Below are 23549 nucleotides of genomic sequence, written 5' to 3'. Positions count from 1 at the left end.
ATGTCCGATGTTGCTGCAATAGAACAGTTTGTAAAGAAATTTAAAGATTTAAAACAGGAAATAGCTAAGGTTATTGTTGGTCAGGATCTTGTAGTAAATCAAATTCTGATTTCTATTTTTTCTGGCGGACATTCATTATTAATCGGTGTGCCAGGGCTGGCAAAAACCTTAATGGTAAACACGATTGCACAAGCTTTAGGATTAGATTTTAAACGGATTCAGTTTACACCAGATTTAATGCCAAGTGATATTTTAGGGAGTGAAATTTTGGATGAAGACCGTCATTTTAAATTTGTTAAGGGGCCAATTTTCGCAAATATTATTTTGGCAGATGAGATCAATAGAACACCTCCAAAAACACAAGCGGCTTTATTGGAAGCAATGCAAGAACGCTCAGTAACCGTTGCGGGACATAATTATAAATTAGATTTACCATATTTTGTACTAGCAACGCAAAACCCCATTGAGCAAGAAGGAACCTATCCTTTGCCAGAAGCGCAGTTAGACCGTTTTATGTTCGCCATTAATTTAGAATATCCTTCTTTTGCAGAAGAAGTTCAAGTTGTAAAATTTACTACAAATGATGTTCAGGCAAAAGTAAATGCACTTTTTACAGATGCTGAAATTTTAAATTTTCAACACGTTATACGACGCATTCCAGTTGCAGATAATGTGATTGAATATGCGGTAAGCATGGTCGGTAAAACAAGGCCAAATGGCGATTCATCTCCAGAATTGGTAAAACAATATATAGATTGGGGCGCAGGGCCAAGAGCGTCTCAAAACTTAATTTTAGCTGCTAAAACACATGCGGCGGTAAATGGTAAATTTTCTCCAGATATAGAAGACGTGCAAGCCGTAGCAACAAGTATTCTAAGACACCGTATCATTAAAAACTATAAAGCTGAAGCTGAAGGTATTTCTGAAATTCAAATTATAAAAAGCTTGTTTTAAATGACTATAAAGCCCTTTATTATTCCTATTATCTGTTTTTTAATTGGCATGGCATTAACTTCAATTGGGGCATTGTTCAAGATTATACATTTCGAAATAGGGTCTTTAACTGGAAACGTATTACTGTCTTTAGCTACAGGTTTTAAATTACTCGCCATCATTTTAGCAATCATAAAATTACTCGTGATCTATAAGGAAAAGTAGTCGTAATCTTATTATATTACTTAATCCCTGATTTATCCTCATTTTATGCTGTAATTTGATGATTATTACATAATTTTTCGATTTAATAATGATACAATAACAATTTCGTCTAAATACTGATTGTATTCGTATCTTTCATTTTAAATCTTTCCATTAATTTCGTATTTTGCAATACTGAAATAAATAATTAAAAACTAAACTATTTTATATGGCATTTGACATTGATATGATAAGAGGAGTGTACTCCAAAATGGCAGAACGCGTTGACAAAGCACGTGAAGTTGTTGGAAAGCCTTTAACGCTTTCTGAAAAAATATTATATAATCACTTATGGGATGGCAATCCTACCAAAGCTTTTACCAGAGGAAAGGATTATGTGGATTTTGCCCCTGATAGGATTGCATGTCAAGATGCTACGGCCCAAATGGCGTTATTGCAGTTCATGCAAGCTGGAAAACCTAAAGTTGCAGTACCAACAACGGTACATTGTGATCATTTAATTCAAGCAAAAGAAGGTGCCGCTACAGATTTAAAACACGCCAATAACGTAAGTAGCGAGGTTTTTAATTTCTTGGAATCTGTTTCCAATAAATATGGTATCGGGTTCTGGAAACCGGGAGCTGGTATTATACACCAAGTAGTTTTAGAAAATTATGCATTCCCAGGAGGTATGATGATTGGTACCGATTCTCACACCGTAAATGCTGGTGGTTTAGGTATGGTGGCTATTGGAGTAGGTGGCGCAGATGCTGTGGATGTAATGGCTGGTATGGCTTGGGAATTGAAATTTCCGAAATTAATAGGTGTAAAGTTAACAGGTAAATTATCTGGTTGGACTGCGCCTAAAGATGTGATTTTGAAAGTGGCTGAAATTCTGACTGTAAAAGGTGGAACTGGAGCTATTGTAGAATATTTTGGCCCTGGCGCAACCTCTATGTCGTGTACTGGAAAAGGCACTATTTGTAATATGGGTGCTGAAATTGGAGCAACCACTTCTACATTTGGATATGATGAATCTATGGAGCGTTACTTGCGCGCTACAGATAGAGAAGATGTTGCCGATGCAGCAAATAAAGTTAAAGACTATTTAACTGCTGATGCTGAAGTGTATGCAAACCCTGAGCAATATTTCGATCAAGTTATTGAAATAAATTTATCTGAATTAGGACCGTTATTAAATGGGCCATTTACTCCAGATCTATCTACTGAAGTGGGTACAGCAATGGCTGAAAAAGCAAAAGCTAACGATTGGCCAATTAAAGTAGAATGGGGATTAATAGGATCTTGTACCAACTCTTCTTATGAAGATTTGTCAAGAGCATCTTCAATCGCACAACAAGCTTTGGATAAAGGTTTAAAAATGAAATCGGAATTAGGAATTAATCCTGGTTCTGAACAAGTAAGATACACTGCAGAACGTGATGGGATTCTAGGGATTTTCGAAAACTTAGATGCTAAAATATTCACTAATGCCTGTGGCCCATGTATCGGACAATGGGCAAGATATAGTGATCCAAAAAATGCACCTAAAAATAGTATCGTACATTCATTCAACAGAAACTTCGCAAAACGTGCCGATGGAAATCCAAACACGCATGCCTTTGTAGCCTCTCCAGAATTAACTGCGGCGATTGCAGTAGCGGGACGTTTAGATTTTAATCCGTTAAAAGATAAATTAATCAATGAAAACGGAGAAGAAGTCATGTTCGATGAGCCAACAGGATGGGAATTACCTCCAAAAGGTTTTGAAGTAAAGGATAATGGTTTTTTAGCACCAGAAGAAGATGGAAGTCATGTTCAGGTTTCGGTAAAAGACGATTCAGAACGTTTGCAATTATTGACGCCTTTTGAACCTCTTGGAGACTCTATAACTGGAGCTAAATTATTAATAAAAGCTTTCGGGAAATGTACTACCGATCATATTTCTATGGCCGGACCATGGCTACGTTTTAGAGGACATTTAGACAATATTGCGAACAACACCTTAATTGGAGCAGTAAATGCCTTTGGAAAGAAAACCAATTTTGTCAAAAATCAATTGACGGGAGAATATGGAGGCGTTCCAGATACGGCTAGAGCATATAAAGCTGCAGGGGTAAAATCTATCGTTGTTGGCGATCACAACTACGGCGAAGGTTCTTCTAGAGAACATGCCGCAATGCAACCAAGACATTTGGGTGTTGCTGCGGTAATCGTGAAGTCTTTTGCACGAATCCACGAAACAAACCTTAAAAAACAAGGGATGTTAGGCTTAACGTTTGCTAACGAAGCAGATTACGATTTAATTCAAGAGGATGATACCTTCAACTTTATAGATTTAAACGAATTTGCTCCAGACAGGCAATTAACGCTTGAAGCTGTTCATGCCGACGGAAGTAAAGATCTCATTAAATTGAACCATACGTATAACGATGCTCAAATTGCATGGTATAAAGAAGGTTCTGCACTTAATTTGATTAAGAAGCAAAATGCATAGTTTCTAACCTGCGAGGTTTCAAAAAATCTTGTAGGTTTTAATTTTATTGAAAAATCCAGCTTTATGAGTTGGGTTTTTTTGTTTAATATATTTGTGAATTGGGCGATACCCTAAAGGGTCGGGCTTTCCATTTCAAGTCTTGGCTCGTCCCGATAACTTTCGGAACTCGCTGTGGGCTTTCCACTACAATCTCTAACGCACCTATCTGCTAGATTTATTTTTAAACCCAAAGTAGTTTTGTTTTTGGAGAGGTTCGTTTAACTGTCAGTATAAGAAAGGTGAGATAGTTGAAAGCGTTATTTTTCGTATTATGCTAAAGCTGAATTATTAAATTTTGTTAATTATCTTTTCCTTTTTTAATTATACCAAATATAAAAATTTGGCGACTTTGCAAATACACGCAGACCTTTCGATTAAGCACTTTTTTTACTATTTTTTTACACATTGTTGTGCTTTCGTTATTTTCCCACAAACTTGCTAGCGCTGGCATTACATTGCAGAAATTATTAAATTCCATTGTTTTTTATGTTCATACTTCAAAGCCTTGTCAGATTCTATTAAGTCAACATAGTTCGAAATAAATTCAGATGTCTCTGAGAGAAGACGTAAGTAATATTTTAAAGAATTTATAAGTCCATTAGCAATAACATGACAACCGTGTATATTTTTTATTCGTTCTATTTCTTTCTCAATTTTTTCTGATTCATTTGGGTCAATATCCGCAGTTGACAAAAGATAATATCTGTTTACTTGGGTTGTCTTAAATTTTTCAAATGCATCTTTTACAAGTTGAGCATTAATTTGTATTCCGTGTTTAACTTCTACTGCTTCAAACTCTTTTCCTTTGTCATCTACTATATCAATATCTCCAATCCTTCCGCTTCTTGTGTCGGCAGAAGTATGGCTCACGATTTCAAGAAGTGTTCTTCCTTCAAATCTTTTAGCTTCTTTAATAAGGCATTCATATGCCGCAAATAACGCTAAAACAGGAAGCCTAGAAGCTCCATCTGCTGTATATTTTGCATTGAAATGCTTTGTAAGTAAATCTATTATTGTAGAAATTGGAAGATTGAGAGGTTTGGCCAAGTTAATTTCTTGACTATTTCTTTTGATTATTAATGCTTGCAATAGATAGCTTAAACACTTGTCTAAATCTTGTCCTTTTTGAATAAAATCAATTGTTTCTAAAAAAGAACTTTTAAGTAAATCAGGCCTTATCGCACCTGAATAATTTTTATCATAAGGCACTTTTTGTTCAAGAGAACGAGTTAGCCAACCACTTTCTGCCATTGCAGGGAACTTTACACTTTTAAGAAATGGTGTTATATATTTTGTATCAAATGTTCTACCTGAATATCCATCATCAATACTCGTCTGATGATTTCTGATATCTTGTGAAGGATTTAAAGTTTTGTAAACTAGGCTTGTTAGAATTACTGTTAGTACTCCTTTTGCAGATTCTGATTTACTAAGTATTACGTCTAAATGATTTGTTATTGTTTTTGGTAAATCAGATTTGATTTTATCTTCAGAACCAACTAATTTCATTGATTCGTCAAATGCTTTTTTAAGAAATGTATTCGGCATCTTTTATTTCGATTGGTGTAATTAATTGTTGTTTCATTTGACTTGCGACCTCTTTAATCATAGGTACAGCGACCGAATTACCAACTTGTCTATACAATTCAGAACGGTTGTTAATGTGTTTGAATTTTTTCGGAAACCCCATAATTTTATAACATTCTTGGATGGTAAGTTTTCTAACTTTATTTTCGTGATATATCCAAAATCTACCTGATGATTCTTGTGATGGTAATGCAGGATGAACACCATCTGTAGAATAAATCCGATTTGGTTGTTTATGAACTCGAGATAAATGTTCTGTGTTTGGTCTAACACCTGCTTTTCGAATAGTTTTATTTCTATAGCCTGCGAAAATAAGACCAGAATCTTGCGTTTTCATTTCTTCAAGAATAGTGTATGGCTCGTTTAGAAATTCAAAGTCATTTTTTTTATCTAAAAAGTCTTTTAAAACTGGTTTTGGTTTTGTTTTTAATTTAGAAAAATCAAATTTTTTCTTTTTATGCCCTATAATGATTATTCGCTCTCTATTTTGAGGAACGCCAAAATCGGAAGCATTTAGAACTTTCTTAGATACTTTATAACCTAATTCCTCTAAGTGCTGAATAATTGTAATTAATGTTCTCTTTTTATCGTGGTACAAAAGGTGTTTTACGTTTTCCAATAAAATCACTTCTGGCTCCCTTTTTTCTATAATTTTGAATACGTGATAAATTAGTGTTCCTCTTGTATCTTCAAATCCCTTCATTTTCCCTGAAATACTAAAGGGTTGACAAGGAAATCCAGCACATAATACATTATGCTTTGGCACAATATTTAAGTCAAGTTTAGTTATGTCTCCAAATGGAACTTCTCCAAAATTTAATTCGTAGGCTCGTTGAGCGTGATAATTAAATTCAGAAGAAAATACACATTTACCTCCAACTTCTTGCATAGGTATTCTGAAACCACCAATTCCAGCAAAGAGGTCAATAAAAGTAAATTCAGGATGTTCTGGACCTGGAAATGGTATGTCCCATTCAATAGGAAGCATTGCTTGTAATTCTGGTTCAGAAGCAAGATTTAAATTACTTTCTTGAAGGTTGTAATATTCAACCGCTCTTTTTTTAAATGATTTAGAAACACCATTTGTATGATTGTGAAGATAATGAGTGAAAAATGCTAAATCTTCGGCATTTCCATTCATATTCTCAATATCTAAATTTTTACGAATTTTTGAATATTTAAGCATTTTTAAAATCTATTTTTCCTTGTTTCAAATTTGTGAGCTTTTTGTACTCTGCTTTTTGTTCGGCGAGCTTTAAAAACTCACTTGAGTTTTCTTTTGGATAAATCATTTCAGCAATTTTTTCGCTGAAATATTCTTTTTCTAACTGGTCGATATCTAAATCAAATATATCAGCGAGCTTCGGAAGAATTTCTTCCGTAACATTTCTCTTTCCATTTTCAATTTTAGATAAAGTTGACTGGTCTATATCGAGAGCTGCAGCAAGTTTGGTAAGAGTTAGAGATGCTTCTGTCCTCAATTTGTGAATATACTCTCCAAATGTTTCTTTCATCATCTTGAATATTTTGCCTTGACAATTTTGTCAAATTTAAACAATTTATTCAAATTCTCGCGGAAATAGTGTTGTGAAATTTTAGCTCTTTTTGTTTTTGGAGCGTTGAAATCGAGCGTTGTAAAAAACCCAAAGTGCTAAAATATGACGCTGGCTATAATGAGGCACACTGTTTTTACGAATATGGGTCCTTTTAATGACTTATATCTGACGTTAAAGGAATTAGATAATTTTTCTGATAAAGTTATATACTGGGCTAATTTGCCCTAGATTAAAACAATCATTAAACCCATTATCCCCAATCCAAAAAAAAAAATCAAAACCGTACTTTTACAAAAATTTCTAAAATGAATTCCAGACAAGACCAACTCAAAGCTTTCGATAGATTATTGACCATTATGGACGAACTGCGCGCCCAATGTCCGTGGGATAAAAAGCAAACTATGGAGACCTTGCGCCATTTGACCATAGAAGAAACGTACGAACTTGGGGATGCCATTTTAGACAAAGATTTGGAAGAAGTAAAAAAAGAATTGGGAGACGTATTACTACACATCGTTTTTTATTCCAAAATAGGAAGTGAAACCAAGAATTTTGATATCGCAGATGTATGTAACTCTATTTGTGAAAAACTAATTAGCAGACATCCTCATATTTACAGCGATGTAAAAGTAGAAAACGAAGAAGACGTCAAAAGAAATTGGGAAAACTTAAAACTTAAAGAGGGGAAGACTAGTGTTTTGGAAGGTGTCCCAAAAAGTTTACCAGCGTTGGTAAAAGCCAATAGAATTCAAGAAAAGGTTGCAGGCGTTGGTTTCGATTGGGAAAAACCGGAACAGGTTTGGGAAAAAGTTCAAGAAGAATTAAATGAATTAAATGCCGAAATTAAATCTGGAAACACGGATAATATTGAAAGCGAATTTGGCGATGTACTATTTTCGATGGTAAATTATGCACGGTTTTTAGATGTAAATCCAGAAAATGCTTTGGAACGCACCAATAAAAAGTTTTCAAAACGATTTCAATATTTAGAAGAAAAAGCAAAAGCATTAAACAAACCGCTAAAAGACATGACCCTCGCTCAAATGGATGTGTTTTGGGAAGAAGCAAAGCGATTGCCAAAATAAAGTAATTAGAAAATCTGTGATTTTCAAATACTAAAATTTGGGAAGAAGCAAAGCGATTGCCAAAATGAGTAATTAGAAAATCTGTGATTTTCAAATACTAAAAATAGAAGAGGCTAAATCATTATAACTATATTGCAAAATAATTTTCAAGATAACATATCAATATTTAAGTAAATGAGTAAATATGCTATAATAATTGGCGCAGGTCCAGCAGGATTGACTGCCGCGTATGAACTCATTACAAAAACAGATATCATACCTATAGTCCTAGAAAAGTCGGATAAAATTGGTGGTATTTCCAGAACCGAGGAATACAAAGGCAATAGAATTGACATTGGTGGTCACCGCTTTTTTTCTAAATCTGATGTTGTGATGAATTGGTGGCGAAACATTTTACCAGTTCAAGGTTTCCCATCTAGAGATGATATAAACCCTAAAAACGGATTAATAAAAAAAAGCGTCGCAAGCCGATTAAGCGATGGAGGCCCAGATCCGGAAAAGAAGGACAGAGTCATGTTAATTCGCTCTAGACTGTCTAGAATTTTCTTTTTGCGCAAATTTTTCGATTACCCTATAGCCATAAATTGGCAAACATTATCTTCTCTTGGGTTTACCAAACTTGTGAAGATTGGTTGGACTTATATTCAAATACGACTCTTTCCAATTAAGGACATAGAAAATTTGGAGCAGTTTTTTATAAGCAGATTTGGAAAAGAATTGTACGAAACTTTTTTTAAGGACTATACCGAAAAAGTTTGGGGCGTACCATGTACTCAAATAGACGCCAATTGGGGCGCTCAGCGTATTAAAAAACTATCCATTTCAAGAACTCTCATTCATTTTTTTAAGTCTCTTTTTATTAAAACGAAATCGGTAGATCAAAAAAATGTTGATACAAGTTTAATTGAACAATTTATGTACCCAAAGCTGGGGCCTGGACAAATGTGGGAAACAGTTGCGAAAATAGTAACCGAAAAGGGCGGAAAGATTCTGATGAATGCAGAAGTAATTCAAATTGAGTTACAAAACGACAAAATAGATAGTGTTTCTTATAAAGATAAAATAACGGGTAAAATTGAAAAGACAGAAGGTCACTATTTTTTCTCAACGATGCCGGTAAAGCACTTGATTAGAAGCATGGGAAGTAAAGTTCCTTCGACTGTAAGACGCATTAGTGATGGGTTGATGTACCGAGATTTTATCACAGTTGGCTTACTGCTTAAAATCCTTAAAATTGGTACAAAAGAAAACCCTATAAAGGACAATTGGATTTACATCCAAGAGAAAGAAGTTAAGATTGGGAGGTTACAAATATTTAATAACTGGTCGCCCTATTTGGTGTCCAATAGCGAAAATATTTGGATCGGGTTGGAATATTTTTCAAATGTTGGAGATGAACTATGGAGTATGGGTAACGAGGAATTTATTGATTTTGCTATTAAAGAATTGGTTTTAATTGATATCATTGAAGAAGATGCTGTTCTGGACAGTACAATAATTAAAATGCCAAAGGCTTATCCTGCTTATTTTGGAACATATTCTGAATTTGACAAAATTAGAGAGTTTACCGATAAAATCGGCAATTTGTTTTTAGTGGGACGAAACGGAATGCATAAATACAACAACCAAGATCATTCTATGCTAACCGCAATTACTGCTGTTAAAAATATTATGAATAATGTGACCTCTAAAAACAACATTTGGGAAATTAACTTGGAAAAAGATTACCATGAAGAAAAATAGTGTTTACTATTTACTTTTTAACCCTTTTGCAATAGGCGTCTTTTTATTCGCTGTTTTAGTTTTTATTTCATTCTACCCATATATATTATATGATGAGGTACTTTGGAGTTATATAGGAAGAATTTGGAACGAAAACAATTTAGTCCCGTATGTAAATTCGGTAGAAAACAAACCTCCGGGAATTTTTATTTTGTATAAGCTGAATCAGCTTTTTTTTGATGGGAATATCTTTTTTATAAGGCTATTTGGTGCTATTTGTAGTGTGCTGTCGTCTTTTTTACTTTATAAAATTGGCAAACTACTGAACGGTCATTTGTGCGGTATGCTGTGTATGTCCATCTTTGGCTTGATGATGAGTTGGTTCTTAATGAATGGATGGTCTTTGGCACACACCGAAACTTTTATGGTCTTCTTTTCTATTCTGGCATTTTATCTATTTGTAAAGCATAAAATGGCCAAACATTTTAAGTATATTCTTTTCGGGATAGGTACTTTATTAGGCTGCTCTCTATTTTTTAAGCAGATTGCCATAACCACAATAGTTGCTTTTTTTCTTTTTGTACTGATTGATAAAAAAAGCTCCTTAAAATCAAAATTAAGAGATATTTTGCGTATTGGTTTTGGTGTAATATTTATAAATTTATCAGGGTTCTTAGTGCTCTACATGAGTGGCGTATCTCTGCTGCAATATTTAGAGGGTTCATGGTTAATTTTATTGAATTCAGGGTCTAGCGGTACTGGTTTTTCTGATTATATGGAAGGCTTTTTTAAAACTTTTTTTTGTTCAAGATTTTTAATGCTTTATCCTCTATTAATATTGGTATATCTAAAGCGTGAACTATTTAAAAAAGAATTGTACGTTTTAGTTTTATTATGGTTTTTATTAGATTTTTCTGGAGCCATTTTATCTGGAAATTTTTATGGACATCAACTAAAACAAATGCTACCGTCCTTATCAATTTTATTTGGTATTGTATTGAGCAATTATAAGCTATTTGGGAAAACTAATTTTTTAAAACAGCTTTCGGATGTAAAAATTTTAATTTTGGTGATAGTATATTTTTTCCCGTATTTACAAATGGCTAAGGTTGGTAAATCATTGTGGTACACTAAAAATTTAGATCATAAAGTTGCCGCAAAATGGATTAAAAACAACTCATCCAAACAAGATTATATATATCTGTTTGGTGCAGATTACAAATTAATTTCAACATTGTTATATTCTGAAAGAGTGTCTTCTAGTAAATATTTCAGTTCAATGTTTGTAAGTAGAGAAGAGCAACGTCAGCAGATATTTAGTGAAATTATGGCAAAACCTCCTAAGTATATTTTAGATTATAAAGAGGATATCAATATTAGAGCAATTTACGGAAACTCGATGTATCAGTATTTTTTAGAAAATTATAGACTTCGAAACAATTTTGGTAATATTCTACTTTATGAAAGAAATTAAATAAGCTATAAAGTCTTAAAAAATGCCTTGATAAAACTCCAAGAAAATAAAGACTTCATAATTCTAAATTCTTCTAACACACTAGATTCTTCATCTAAAAAACGAAACATAGTTTCAATAGTATTCTTATTATAAAACTGCTGAAAAATCCATTCGCCTTTATGGTTTTCATCTTTTAAAACTTTTAAAAAAACTTTATCATAAAACCTAAACCTACTTTTGAACAGCTTGTATGATGGTATTTTATTCGCTTTCAGGTTTTCAATAATTATTGCAACTTTCTTTTCAGTATGTTTAAAAGAGTATCCTGTTGAAGGCTTGACCCAACCGCCACCAGTACCAATTTTTGTAATGTTTTTGCTGTTGAAATTATCAAAAGGAAATGTTGTCATGGGGATTTCCCCAATTTCAGATTCTAAAATTTCGTAGCGTTCAATTTTCAGAAATTCATTAATATAAGTTTTAATGTATGAATCGTAGATGTCTTCATCAACACTATTTTCCGTAAAATAAGTAAACTCAATAAGCGCTTCATTTTTAGAAAAAGGCAACACATATGTAAACGTAGTTTGTTGGCCATCTTTTAAGCGATAATCCATCATGGTCAGAGTATTGGCATCAAAAACGTCCGTTTCAGATTTAATAACAATGCCTTTAAAATGCTGAATGATTTGTATGCATTTGTTGGAGTTATAAAATTCTTCGGGAATTCTACTATCAAATACATGAGACGCTTTATAGGAGTTTTTGTTAGTTTTTACAATGACTTCAGAACTTTCAGAAATAGAAACAACATTATCTATTATAAAATGAATCTTTGCGTGTTTATTTAATTCTGCTTTAGCAAATTTGTAAAAGTCGATTGCTCTAATTGATTTATAATGAAAGGGGGCAAGATTAAGATTAATAGTTTTTTCTGTAGTATGAATTTTAGCCGAATCCCAAGATTTATAAACAATAGCATCCCATTGTGAAGGCGAGGGTTCCCAAAAACTCCAAGTTTTATCGTTGGTGGTTTTTTCAGAAGGATCAATTAATCCGATATGTTTATCACTAAAAAAATCATCAGAAGCCATTTTTAAAGCCAGTTGTAAACCCGCCAAACCATTGCCTATGATGATGTAATCAAAAGTTGAGCGACTCGCCATGCCGCCTTATTGTTTTTTAAAATATTTAAAGGGCACAAATAGCATCCCGAAACATTCGCCATGCTCTTTTCCTAAATGTTTATGGTGCATTTTATGAGCACGCCTAACACCGCGAGCATACCAATTATTGGCATTTCTAAACAATTTAAAACGTTGGTGTATAAAAATATCATGGACTATAAAATAAGACAATCCGTAAGCAAAAATACCAAGACCTATAGGTAAACCTGCCCAAAAACTGGTGTGTTTCCAAAGTAAAAAGAACCCAATACTTACTACAGCATAAAATATGAAAAAGGCATCATTACGTTCAAACCAACTATCATGGTCTTTATGATGGTGGTCTTTGTGCAAACTCCATAAAACACCATGCATGATATATTTATGGGTAAACCACGCCATAAACTCCATAAAGCAATAGGTGCCTAAAAATATAAGTATCCAATAAATAGTGTGCATCACGTGAAATTTATATTAAATTTAATTGATATTTTACATAACTACGCATTAAAAGCTCTATTTTTTTTGGGTTAGAAACTCTAATACGTGCATCTTTTATTTTTAAAGCTGGTGTTTTCTTCAATTTTTTCAAAAGTTGGCTGTAATAGCGATACGCCATAAAAACACCAAATTTAGCTTCTATCGGTAATTTTTTAATGCCACTTAGTCCCTTTTCAAAGTCACTTTCAATATCATCAATAATGTTTTGTTTTGAAGTTTCATCTAAATTATTTAAATCAACATTTGGGAAATAACTTCTGTTTAATTCATTAAAATCCTCTTTGATATCTCTTAAAAAATTCACTTTTTGAAACGCAGAACCTAGAGACATGGCTGTTTCTTTTAATTCATCATATTTCTCTTGATCGCCATTAACAAAAACTTTTAAGCACATTAAGCCAACAACATCGGCAGAACCATAGATGTAGTCCTTGTATTCTTCTTCTGTTAAATACATTGTTTTATGAAGGTCTAATCGCATACTTTTCATAAACGAGTCCACCAGGCTTTTGTCTATACCGTATTTATGATAGGTATGTTGAAATGCATTTAGAATAGGGTTAAGACTGATTTTATGAATTAAAGCTTTTTCTAAATCTAGCTCAAAGCTTTCAAAAAGTTCTTCCTTGTTGTAATCATGAAAGGAATCCACAATTTCATCAGCAAATCTCACGAATCCGTAAATATTATAGATATGCATTCTTATGGAATTCGATAGCATTTTTGTTGCCAAAGAAAAAGATGTGCTATAGGTTTTGGTAACTACTTTGCTACAATTATAAGAAACGGTATCAAAAAGTGCTTTCATATTAACTGTTGTGTTTTATTACTAAATCTGAAACTAATTTTCCGGAAATTAGCGATGGAGGAACACCGGGTCCCGGAACTGTTAATTGTCCTGTGAAAAAGAGTTGCTTTACTTTTTTACTTTTCAATTTTGGTCTTAAAAATGCAGTTTGCAATAATGTATTTGCCATTCCATAGGCATTTCCTTTGTATGAATTATAATCTTTGATAAAATCATTTAAGCAGAAGGATTCCTTAAAGATAATGTCGCTTTTAACGTTTTGAGATGTTAATGATTCAAATCGATTCATGATTTTATTAAAATAAGATGCTCTAAGTTCGGGCGTGTCTTCAATGCCTGGAGCAAGAGGGATTAAAAAAATGCCAGCTTCTTTTCCTTCAGGTGCTGAAGAATCATCAGTCTTACTTGGGAAACTTGCATAAAATAATGGGTTATCTGGCCATTTTGGGTCATCATAAATAGCTTCGGTATGCATATCAAAATCTACATCAAAAAATAGAGTATGATGATTTACGTTTTGCAATTTTTTATCAAAACCAACATAGAAAAGTAGGGAAGAAGGCGCGAATGTTTTTTTATCCCAATAAGCTTCGGAGTACTGCCTATATGGTGTGTCCAAAAGCGTTTCGGTATGGTGGTAATCTGCGCCACTCACAATAACATCTGCTTTATAATCTTTTCCGTTGGAGGTTAAACTGGTAGCAATTCCGTTTTCAACATTTATTTTTTCAATTGGTGCGTTTGTTTTAATTGTGACACCTAATTCTTTAGTTAAGGATTCCATCGCGAGAATAACTTGATACATTCCTTTTTTAGGGTGAAAAGTGCCCAGTCCAAAATCGGCATAATTCATAAAACTATAAAATGAAGGTGTATCACTAGGTTTAGCCCCTAAAAACAAAACAGGGAATTCTAATATTTTCGCTAATCTATCATTCTTAAACTCTTTTCTAACATCTTTTTTAATAGTACCAAAAAACTGATTTACTTTCCTAATAGTTGCAGGAGTTATGAGTTCCAAAGGAGAAACCCCAGGGTTATAAACCAAATCTTTTATGGCAATATCGTAGTTGCTTTGTGCATCATCTATAAATTCTTGAAGTTTTAGAGAACTTCCTTTTTCTTCGGTTTCAAATGTAGATTTAATTTTCTCTAAAGTGTCGCCAATAGTGATGTAATCGTCTTTTCCGAAGTAAACGCTGTATGCGGGACTTAGCTTTTCCAACGTATAAAAATCGGAAGGTTTTTTGTTGAAATCTCCGAAGAACTTTTCAAAAACATCTGGCATCCAATACCAAGTAGGACCAATATCAAAAGTGAAGCCTTCTTTTTTTAGTTGCCTTGCACGACCTCCAATGGTGGCATTTTTTTCAAATACAGTAACCTCATAACCGGCCTGCGCTAAATAGCAAGATGCAGCCAGTGATGAGAACCCAGAACCTATGATTAAAGCCGACTTTTCCATAATTGTTTAACAAATATAATTAAAAGTTAAACAAAACATGGTATTTTTACAAATCTTTAACTAAGTTTTCGATGGAATTATATACGGTAACTTGCTTTGGGAGTTGTAGGTCTTCTTCAAGACAGGAAAATTTTGGGCCTAATAGTAATAAGTTGGTTTTATCATTACCTAACAATAATTCATTAAAATCTTTAATGTAAGTTGGTATGTGTTTTACCTCAGGACTAACTGTAAAATAAGATATAAAAGTAATTACATTAAAAAATTCTAAAATACTAACAAGGCTATCCATAGGTACGCTTTCACCTAAAAATATAGTATGATAGCCTTTGCTTCTCAATTGGTAGTTAATAAATAACAAACCAATGTCGTGTACTTCGTTGTCGGGCAAAAACAAAATAAAAGTTTTTGTAACAGGTTTTGGCTCTAAACTTTGCAGTCGTTCAATATTTAAAAGAATTTTTTGTTTTATATGAACTGATAAAAAATGTTCGTGAGCGGGAGTTATGGTACTTGTTTGCCATAGAAGCCCAATTTCGTTTAAAAGAGGTAAAAATACGTTATAGAAAATGTGGCTAAACGAATTGTTTTCTATTAAATTATTATAAGTGTTGTAAAACAGAACCTGATCAAAATTGAGCATCGACAATTTAAATGCATTGATGGCGTGATCTTCAACTTGTTCTCTAGAAGCAATTTCACGAACTTTAATGGGTATTTCGGCTTCACTTAAATTAGCGATTTTGGAAATTTTATAACCACTATTATTCAAAAAAGAAATGTTTAACAATTTCTGTAAACTACTTAAACTATAGTTTCTTATGTTAGTATCGCTTCTGTTGGGTTGCAATAAATTATAGCGTTTCTCCCATATTCTTATGGTATGAGCCTTTATACCTGTTAGGTTTTCTAAATCTTTAATACTGAAATTGACCTGAACGTTGTTCATTAAAAATGAATTTTTGTTAAACAAAATTACGAATATGAAATGAAAAACCAGTAGAAATGCGATTTAATTTTGTAAAATGGAAGTAATACTATCTAAGTTAGCGTATTTTAGATGGGTATTAAGAAGTTATTTGCTTCATTTTAAAAGGTTGAGTTTGTTGCGGATGCTTTTAATATTCTGTATTTTTGATAAGGTTTCCCGAGTCTGAATTTTATTCTCCTTAGATTTTTTTTATGCGTAATATTAGCTTTGTCTTTTTAGTTTTTATTTTTATCTCTTGTAATAATGAAAAGACTGATTATGTTAATGTTGCACCAGAAAAGGATGTTGTTTTCACATCAACTAGTCTGATTCCGGATGACGATTTTTTAGGAGATAATGCATGTAAATCTTGTCATAAAGAACAGTTCAAGGAATGGAAAGGGTCACATCACGATAAGGCCATGCAAATTGCTCTTGATTCTACAGTATTAGGAGACTTTAATAACGTGAAATTTACGAGTCAAGGTGTGACATCCCGTTTTTATAAAAAGGAAAACAATTATTATGTAAATACCGAAGGACCTGATGGGAAATATCACGATTACAAGATTGAATATTCTTTTGGAATCACGCCTTTACAGCAATATATTGTAAAGTTTCCCGATGGGCATTTTCAATGTTTAAGAACAGCATGGGATACCGAAAAGAACAAGTGGTTTGATTTGTATCCAGATTTTAAAGTTGTCCATTCTGAATGGTTACATTGGTCTAGAGGTGGTCTTAATTGGAATAATATGTGTGCTGACTGCCACTCCACAAATGTTAGAAAAAACTACGATTTAGAGTCCCATAGTTATAATACAAAATATGCTTTAATAAATGTAAGTTGTGAGGCATGCCATGGACCAGGGAAAGATCATGTTGAAAAGGCAAATTTTGAAGGAATTAATTATAAGGTTTCTAATGATTTAAAAATGACCGTTGGAACAGCTCCTAAAGATTTGGTAGATCAATGTGCAAGATGTCATGCAAGGCGAGAACAATTTTCAGAATATTACAATTTCGAAGGTACATTTCTAGATCATTATTTTCCACAATTAATTGAAAATAACCTGTACCATCCAGATGGACAAATTTTGGACGAGGTTTATGTATATGGCTCTTTTTTACAGAGTAAAATGTATCAAAATAATGTGACATGTACCAATTGCCATAACCCACATTCTTTAAAATTAAGATTTGAAGGCAATAAGCTTTGTGCGCAATGTCATGATACAAATGTGTATGACAAACCCAGTCATCATTTTCATACGGAAAATACTGAAGGTTCAAAATGTATTAATTGCCATATGACCGGAAAAATATATATGGGGAATGATTATAGAAGAGACCATAGCTTTAGAATCCCAAGACCGGATTTAAGCATAAAATATAACACGCCAAATGCTTGCATTCAATGCCACACCGATAAAGATAATGAGTGGGCTTGGGAGCATTTTAAAACGAATTATGGTACTCCAAAATCAAAGCACTTTTCAGAATTATTAGCCCCAGGGCTAACTGGAGACCCACACGGCTTTGAACAACTAAAAGAACTCTCTAAAGACACTATTTATCCAGAAATAGCGAGGGCCTCTGGTATTAGGGTAATGGGGAATTATTTGAATGAAGAAAGAATTAATGACATGTTACGTTTTTTAAATGATGAATCACCTTTAGTAAGAGGCGCAACAATCGATGTGTTAAACAATGTAAATTCAGGTGATTACGCCAACTATTTTTTAACGCTTTTAAAAGATAAAAAACGTTCTGTAAGAATTAAGGCGTTTCAAGCAATTGCCTCACTAAATGAGTTTCAAATACCTGAAGCCTACAAAGAAGCATATAAAATTGTAGAAAAGGAGTTTAATGCTCATCTAGCGGTAACCGCCGATTTTCCTCGAGGAAGAGCAAAGAAGGCGTTGTATTATTTAAAAAAAGGGGATACCCAGAATGCCATTGTGTGGTATGAAAAATCTTTAGAGATTGACAACAATAATAATATGGTTAGGACAAACTTAGCCAATTTGTATTATCAAACGGGTGATTTTAAAAATGCCGAAGAAGCTTTTAAAACCATAATAAAACAAGAACCGAGTTTTGCGCAAACCTATTACTCTTATGCTTTATTATTGGCAGAATTAAATAGGGTAGAAGAGGCTATTAAACAAATGCATTTAGCAATTGAATTTATGCCCGAGAACACTAGATTCTATTATAATTTAAGTTTATTGTATGATAAGATGAATAACCTTAAAATGGCTGAAGAGATAGCGGCTAAAGGCTTAAAAATAGATACAAGTAATGAAAGTTTGTTGTATGTATTGGCATATATTTATCAAAAAGGAGGTAACATTGAAAAAGCTGAAAATCTTAGTTCACGACTTGTAGAGTTATATCCCAACAATGCACAATACCGTACCTTTTATAACCAGTTAAAAGCTTTAAACAAATAAGTTATGGGTAGTGCGCACGAGAAGATTCGAACTTCCACATCCTAAAACGGATACTGGCCCCTCAAGCCAGCGCGTCTACCAATTCCGCCACGTGCGCATTTATTCAGAAGTGTGCTAAAATTGATAAAGTAGCACTTGATTGCTTAACTTTTGAGAATATTTAAAGCTCATAATTCTAACACAAATTAACAGTTTGGTAAATACCTCGAATCTTGTTCTAGGTAAAATCTGTTAAACCTATTTCTTTTGAGAGGGCAAATATAAATAATTTCGTGGTTTGTAAATAATATAAACCGACTTTCTGAAAACAAAAAATCCGACTCTTTCGAATCGGATCTTTTAATTAAGCGAATAATATGTTTTACAATAGGCTAAGCGCCTTATTTTACTTTATCAACTACAGCTTTAAAAGCCGCTGGGTTGTTCATAGCTAAATCTGCTAAAACCTTACGGTTTAATTCGATATTATTAGCTTTTAATTTCCCCATAAATTGAGAATAAGATAATCCATGTTCTCTGGCTCCAGCGTTAATACGCGTAATCCATAAAGCACGAAATGTTCTTTTCTTGTTTCTACGGTCTCTGTACGAATATTGCATCGCTTTGTCAACCGCATTTTTTGCTACCGTCCAAACGTTTTTACGTCTTCCAAAGTAGCCTTTTGCTTGTTTAAGCACCTTTTTTCTTCTGGCTCTTTTGGCAACAGAATTTACTGATCTTGGCATAATTTTAATGTGTTTTGTAGCGGGCGTTCTGAACTTGTTTCAGAATCTTTTTAATGGCCACGCTCCAGGGTTTATAAATTGTTTTTAACCGATTAAAACTTCTGTTACTTTAAACGTAACATGGTTTTAATATTGTCCTCATCTGCTTTATGTACTAAACCATCATGAGTTAATTTAAGCTTACGCTTTTTAGACTTCTTTGTTAAGATGTGACTCTTAAAAGCGTGCTTTCTTTTAATCTTACCAGTACCTGTTAGCTTAAAGCGTTTTTTGGCACTAGATTTTGTTTTCATTTTAGGCATTTTCTTTTCCTAGGTTTTAATTATTGCGCTTAATTGCTTTTATATATTTGATTCTAAAATTGTAACCTTGAGCGCAGTCGAAAGGTTTTTTCAGAATCAATCTTTATGTTTACTATATGTTTAATTACTTCCTTGGCGTAATAAACATGGTCATTCTTTTTCCTTCAAGTCTAGGCATTTGTTCTACTTTACCTAGTTCCTCTAAATCTTGAGCCAGACGTAATAATAAAATCTGTCCTTGCTCCTTGAAGATGATCGAACGTCCTTTAAAAAACACAAATGCTTTTAATTTAGCACCTTCTTTTAAGAACTTTTCAGCATGTTTCTTTTTAAACTCGTAATCATGGTCATCTGTTTGAGGTCCAAAACGAATTTCTTTAACAATAACTTTAGTCGCTTTCGATTTTAAAGCTTTGTCTCGTTTCTTTTGTTCGTAAAGAAACTTTTTATAATCCATAACCTTACAAACAGGAGGTTCGGCATTAGGCGAAATCTCTACAAGGTCCAAGCCTTGTTCGTCAGCTATTCTCATAGCGTCGCCCTTGGTATAAATACCAATTTCTACGTTATCTCCAACAAGACGTAATTTTTGTGCTGTAATCTTAGAGTTAATCTTGTGCTTGTCCTCTTGTACAACCCTTCTATTGGGTTGCCTTCTTCTTCTAATTGCTATGGCTATCTATTTTTTAATTAAACTTTTTATTTTAAAACGATTTTAACGTTTTACTAATGTCCTCTTTTATAATGTTAACGAAGTCTTCAATGGATATCATCCCTAAATCTTCGCCTCCGTGCTTGCGCACAGTAATCTTGTTTTCCTTCTCCTCTTGCTCACCAATTATCAGCATATAAGGGTGTTTCTGCATTTCTGCTTCCCTTATTTTCTTTCCAATGGTTTCACTTCTATGATCTGCAAGGGCGCGAATTTCGTCATTTTCAAGCAAATTTAAAACTTTTTCAGAATATATTTCATATTTCTCACTAAGAGATAATATTTTTACTTGAATTGGCATCAACCAAATAGGGAAGTTTCCTCCAGTATGTTCCAATAATAATGCCACAAAACGCTCCATGCTACCAAACGGTGCACGGTGGATCATAATAGGGCGGTGGAGCTCGTTATCACTACCTTTATAGGTCAAATCAAAACGCTCTGGTAAGGTGTAATCTACCTGTATGGTTCCCAATTGCCACTTTCTGCCTAAAGCATCTTTAACCATAAAATCCAACTTCGGACCATAAAAAGCGGCCTCACCAGTTTCAATCACATAATCCAAACCTTTTTCTTCAGCAGCATTAATTATCGCTTGTTCCGCTTTTTCCCAATTAGCCACATCTCCAATATATTTGTCGGGATTTTCAGGATCTCTTACAGAAACCTGAGCCGTAAAATTCTCAAAACCTAAAGAACCAAACACATATAGCACAAGATCAATAACATCTTTAAACTCTTTGTCCAACTGTTCTGGCATACAGAACAAATGCGCATCATCTTGAGTAAAACCTCTCACACGGGTTAAACCATGTAATTCCCCACTTTGTTCATAGCGATATACAGTACCAAATTCGGCATAACGCTTCGGTAAATCCTTATAGCTCCATTGTGCACTTTTGTAAATTTCACAATGGTGTGGACAATTCATGGGTTTCAATAAAAATTCCTCATCTTCTTTAGGCGTTTTTATGGGTTGAAAGCTATCTTCACCATACTTGGCATAATGTCCAGAAGTTACATAAAGTTCTTTCTGTCCAATATGTGGCGTAATTACCATTTCATACCCCGCCTTTTTCTGGGCAGCTTTCAAGAAGTTTTCCAAACGCTCGCGTAAAGCCGCGCCTTTAGGCAACCATAAAGGCAAGCCCTGTCCCACTTTTTGGGAAAACGTAAACAACTCCAATTCCTTACCCAATTTTCTATGGTCACGCTTTTTAGCCTCCTCAAGCATTTCCAGATACTCGGTAAGCTCCTTTTGTTTCGGAAAAGAAATCCCATAAACACGGGTCAACTGAGGTTTATGCTCGTCACCGCGCCAATAAGCACCGGCAACGCTCAACACCTTTACGGCCTTAATAATCCCCGTATTTGGAATATGTCCACCACGGCACAAATCAGTAAACGTAGAATGGTCACAAAACGTAATAGTGCCATCCTCTAAATTTTCAATCAATTCAGTCTTAAATTCATTGTCCTTATATAATGACAATGCGTCAGCTTTAGAAACCGCTCTCAAACTAAAATCATGTTTCCCACGAGCAATCTCCAGCATTTTAGTTTCAATAGCCTTAAAATCCTTTTCAGAAACAGCGACCTCACCAAAATCTACATCATAGTAAAACCCGTTTTCAATTGCAGGACCAATAGTCAATTTAGCCTGTGGATACAATTCCTCAATAGCCTGGGCCAAAACATGCGCTGAAGAATGCCAAAAAGCCTTCTTGCCATCATCATCTCTCCAAGTATATAAAACCAACGCGCCATCAGTGGTCAAAGGTGTTACGGTTTCAACAGTGGTACCATTAAAACTAGCCGAAATTACATTTCTAGCAAAACCTTCACTAATGCTTTTCGCAACATCCATAGGTGTAACGTTTTCCTCAAACGTCTTCACGGTTCCATCGGGCAAAGTAATATCTATCATCAAATCAAATTAAAATCATCAGCAAAGATAATAGTATAAACAAACCCACACAATATATATATAAGTATAATTTTAATTTGGGCGTTCCCCTCCGGGTCGGGCTATTCGCTATATCTTTTTAAAACGTCATAGCGAGGACGAAGGACGTGGCTATCTCATAATTATTAGTTCTACACAAAAGTTGTAACTTCTATAGTTTTAAAAAGGATGCCGCTACTATCCCTAACGCGCTTGTTTGCTAAGTTCTGTTATAGCTGAAAATTTATTTTTTACTTGCGGAGGTTTTTCATCTTAAAATTCTATATAATAAATGTTTACTTTTTTTAATATAGTTTTAGATTGCTAGTACTCGTTTGTAACGAGTACCCATAAATTATGTTTTAAGCTAATTGTTTCTGAATATAGCCTATTATAAACTTAATTCAAATAGTATGTTATTTAAACTTACTCAATACGGTATTCGTTACAAACGAGCACTAGCGGTGTTCCACAATGGTTGTGTTATGAGCAGTTATTTTCTCCAGTTCAGAAGTCCATTATATACTCCCAACCAAATTAGTCCATGATTATTTATGTCCAATTTTTTGTATTTCCAACTTATGTTTTTGTTGTCGCTATTCTCTAAAATTTTGATAACTTCTTTTAAAGGTCCATCAAATTCCTTTTCGTAATTGTCGCCAAATCCATTCGCGAAGTAAAATTCCTTTTTCTTTGGCAACTCTGTGTTTACAAACTTTTTAAATCTGTCCACGAATTGTTTTTTGTCGTAGTTATAGTTTGGACTTAAAAGTATGCTGTAGTCGAATAGATTATCCGTTTTCATCGAGGCATAGGTTACAAAGGTTGCTGCCAAAGAATGACCGATTGCCAACCTATAATCTTCAACTCGATAATTCTTTTTTAAATAGGGTTCTATCTCTGTTTGAATATGCTCAATTAATTTGTTCGCATGACCCATTGGTGGTTTATATCTGTCCAATGTTTCTTCGTGATTGTTGGGTGGTAAAAATTCATCCCACCTGTCTTCTGTTACTACTCCTACGATTATTACTGGTTCTATCATGGTCATTGATAGAAGCTGAACATTTCCGCTTATGAAGTTAAAAATCCGTGTGTTTTGAGCGTCGAAAAGATATAGGGCTTTGAAATTTTTATCTTTTTCCCAAACATATTCGTCAGGGATAAATAGTTGCAATTCCCTTTGTTTTCCATAAATTTTTGATTTGATAAATACAGTTTTGGATTCCGCATAATATTTATCAGGGTCAAGTTTCTCTTGTCCAAAAAGAGTCATTGAGAATAATAAAATTCCAAATATTACTAGGTTTTTCATTGATGCTCGTTTGCTTTAATTGCACACAATGTTTTTACGAATATAAAATCGTTGTAATACTGAAACAAGTTCGGCACAGGTGTTTTATATCCAATATTATCTGCT

20 protein-coding genes and 1 tRNA gene are annotated in these 23549 nt (G+C 33.7%); 7 read left to right on the top strand and 14 right to left on the bottom strand.

All coding sequences use genetic code 11. The annotated features are described in order from the left end of the window. The 3 genes from ABXQ82_RS13830 to ABXQ82_RS13820 all read left to right on the top strand — a co-directional run bounded on the left by ABXQ82_RS13830 (position 1) and on the right by ABXQ82_RS13820 (position 3634). Positions 1-954: a MoxR family ATPase gene (locus ABXQ82_RS13830; protein WP_367060786.1), complete on the top strand. Its 954-nt coding sequence runs from the start codon at positions 1-3 to the stop codon at positions 952-954. Beyond that, the gene (locus ABXQ82_RS13825) at positions 955-1158 is read left to right on the top strand and encodes a hypothetical protein (RefSeq protein WP_367060783.1); all 204 of its coding nucleotides are present in this window, start codon (positions 955-957) and stop codon (positions 1156-1158) included. It begins immediately after the preceding gene. A 208-nt stretch (positions 1159-1366) separates the two neighbouring features. Beyond that, positions 1367-3634, top strand: a complete 2268-nt coding sequence (locus ABXQ82_RS13820; RefSeq protein WP_367060780.1) for an aconitate hydratase — start codon at positions 1367-1369, stop codon at positions 3632-3634. Between the two features lie 489 nt (positions 3635-4123). Here ABXQ82_RS13820 and ABXQ82_RS13815 read toward each other — a convergent pair whose 3' ends face one another. Genes ABXQ82_RS13815 through ABXQ82_RS13805 form a run of 3 tightly spaced genes read right to left on the bottom strand, consistent with a single transcriptional unit; the run spans position 4124 to position 6777 of the window. Further along, on the bottom strand, positions 4124-5221 hold the full coding sequence (locus ABXQ82_RS13815; RefSeq protein ID WP_367060777.1) for a hypothetical protein: 1098 nt from the start codon (positions 5219-5221) through the stop codon (positions 4124-4126). Then, a complete protein-coding gene (gene dcm / locus ABXQ82_RS13810) occupies positions 5202-6446 on the bottom strand; it encodes a DNA (cytosine-5-)-methyltransferase (RefSeq protein ID WP_367060774.1) in 1245 nt (414 codons plus the stop codon). Before dcm ends, ABXQ82_RS13815 begins: the two co-directional genes overlap by 20 nt. Beyond that, positions 6439-6777, bottom strand: a complete 339-nt coding sequence (locus ABXQ82_RS13805; RefSeq protein ID WP_367060771.1) for a helix-turn-helix transcriptional regulator — start codon at positions 6775-6777, stop codon at positions 6439-6441. Before ABXQ82_RS13805 ends, dcm begins: the two co-directional genes overlap by 8 nt. A gap of 344 nt (positions 6778-7121) precedes the next feature. Here ABXQ82_RS13805 and mazG point away from each other — a divergent pair, with 344 nt between their 5' ends. The 3 genes from mazG to ABXQ82_RS13790 all read left to right on the top strand — a co-directional run bounded on the left by mazG (position 7122) and on the right by ABXQ82_RS13790 (position 11097). Next, positions 7122-7901, top strand: a complete 780-nt coding sequence (gene mazG / locus ABXQ82_RS13800; RefSeq protein ID WP_367060768.1) for a nucleoside triphosphate pyrophosphohydrolase — start codon at positions 7122-7124, stop codon at positions 7899-7901. Between the two features lie 174 nt (positions 7902-8075). Further along, entirely contained in the window at positions 8076-9644 is a 1569-nt protein-coding gene (locus ABXQ82_RS13795; RefSeq protein WP_367060765.1) for an NAD(P)/FAD-dependent oxidoreductase, read from the top strand. Beyond that, the gene (locus ABXQ82_RS13790) at positions 9631-11097 is read left to right on the top strand and encodes a glycosyltransferase family 39 protein (RefSeq protein ID WP_367060762.1); all 1467 of its coding nucleotides are present in this window, start codon (positions 9631-9633) and stop codon (positions 11095-11097) included. The genes ABXQ82_RS13795 and ABXQ82_RS13790 overlap by 14 nt, the downstream gene beginning before the upstream one ends. Before the next feature lie 5 nt (positions 11098-11102). On the opposite strand, the gene ABXQ82_RS13785 is transcribed toward ABXQ82_RS13790, so the two are convergent. Genes ABXQ82_RS13785 through ABXQ82_RS13765 form a run of 5 tightly spaced genes read right to left on the bottom strand, consistent with a single transcriptional unit; the run spans position 11103 to position 15968 of the window. Further along, positions 11103-12245 (bottom strand): lycopene cyclase family protein, encoded by a 1143-nt coding sequence (locus tag ABXQ82_RS13785; protein WP_367060759.1) that lies wholly within the window; start codon positions 12243-12245, stop codon positions 11103-11105. Positions 12246-12251: 6 nt separating this feature from the next. Further along, on the bottom strand, positions 12252-12704 hold the full coding sequence (locus ABXQ82_RS13780; RefSeq protein ID WP_367060756.1) for a beta-carotene hydroxylase: 453 nt from the start codon (positions 12702-12704) through the stop codon (positions 12252-12254). Positions 12705-12714: 10 nt separating this feature from the next. Further along, positions 12715-13554: a phytoene/squalene synthase family protein gene (locus ABXQ82_RS13775; protein WP_367060753.1), complete on the bottom strand. Its 840-nt coding sequence runs from the start codon at positions 13552-13554 to the stop codon at positions 12715-12717. Between the two features lies 1 nt (position 13555). Further along, positions 13556-15019, bottom strand: coding sequence for a phytoene desaturase family protein (gene crtI, locus ABXQ82_RS13770; protein ID WP_367060750.1), 1464 nt, complete (start codon positions 15017-15019; stop codon positions 13556-13558). Positions 15020-15065: 46 nt separating this feature from the next. Next, on the bottom strand, positions 15066-15968 hold the full coding sequence (locus tag ABXQ82_RS13765; protein WP_367060747.1) for a MerR family transcriptional regulator: 903 nt from the start codon (positions 15966-15968) through the stop codon (positions 15066-15068). Between the two features lie 233 nt (positions 15969-16201). On the opposite strand from ABXQ82_RS13765, the gene ABXQ82_RS13760 reads away from it, so the two are divergent. Next, positions 16202-18445 (top strand): tetratricopeptide repeat protein, encoded by a 2244-nt coding sequence (locus tag ABXQ82_RS13760; protein ID WP_367060744.1) that lies wholly within the window; start codon positions 16202-16204, stop codon positions 18443-18445. Positions 18446-18456: 11 nt separating this feature from the next. Here ABXQ82_RS13760 and ABXQ82_RS13755 read toward each other — a convergent pair. The 6 genes from ABXQ82_RS13755 to ABXQ82_RS13730 form a co-directional block, all read right to left on the bottom strand. Further along, positions 18457-18542: transfer RNA gene (locus tag ABXQ82_RS13755), tRNA-Leu, on the bottom strand. A gap of 283 nt (positions 18543-18825) precedes the next feature. Beyond that, entirely contained in the window at positions 18826-19170 is a 345-nt protein-coding gene (rplT, locus tag ABXQ82_RS13750; RefSeq protein ID WP_367060741.1) for a 50S ribosomal protein L20, read from the bottom strand. A gap of 104 nt (positions 19171-19274) precedes the next feature. Further along, positions 19275-19472, bottom strand: coding sequence for a 50S ribosomal protein L35 (gene rpmI, locus ABXQ82_RS13745; RefSeq protein WP_215925145.1), 198 nt, complete (start codon positions 19470-19472; stop codon positions 19275-19277). 124 nt (positions 19473-19596) lie between these two features. Beyond that, the gene (gene infC, locus ABXQ82_RS13740; protein ID WP_367060825.1) at positions 19597-20145 is read right to left on the bottom strand and encodes a translation initiation factor IF-3; all 549 of its coding nucleotides are present in this window, start codon (positions 20143-20145) and stop codon (positions 19597-19599) included. A gap of 31 nt (positions 20146-20176) precedes the next feature. Beyond that, positions 20177-22111 carry a threonine--tRNA ligase gene (gene thrS, locus ABXQ82_RS13735; protein WP_367060737.1) on the bottom strand — a complete coding sequence of 645 codons (1935 nt, stop codon included), beginning with the start codon at positions 22109-22111 and terminating at the stop codon, positions 20177-20179. A 511-nt stretch (positions 22112-22622) separates the two neighbouring features. Next, entirely contained in the window at positions 22623-23444 is an 822-nt protein-coding gene (locus ABXQ82_RS13730; RefSeq protein ID WP_367060734.1) for an alpha/beta hydrolase-fold protein, read from the bottom strand. Between the last annotated feature and the right edge of the window lie 105 nt (positions 23445-23549).

This window comes from Algibacter sp. 2305UL17-15 (genome assembly GCF_040720935.1).
In the GTDB taxonomy this organism is placed as follows: Bacteria; Bacteroidota; Bacteroidia; order Flavobacteriales; family Flavobacteriaceae; genus Jejuia.
This window is presented reverse-complemented; position numbering and strand designations above follow the sequence as displayed.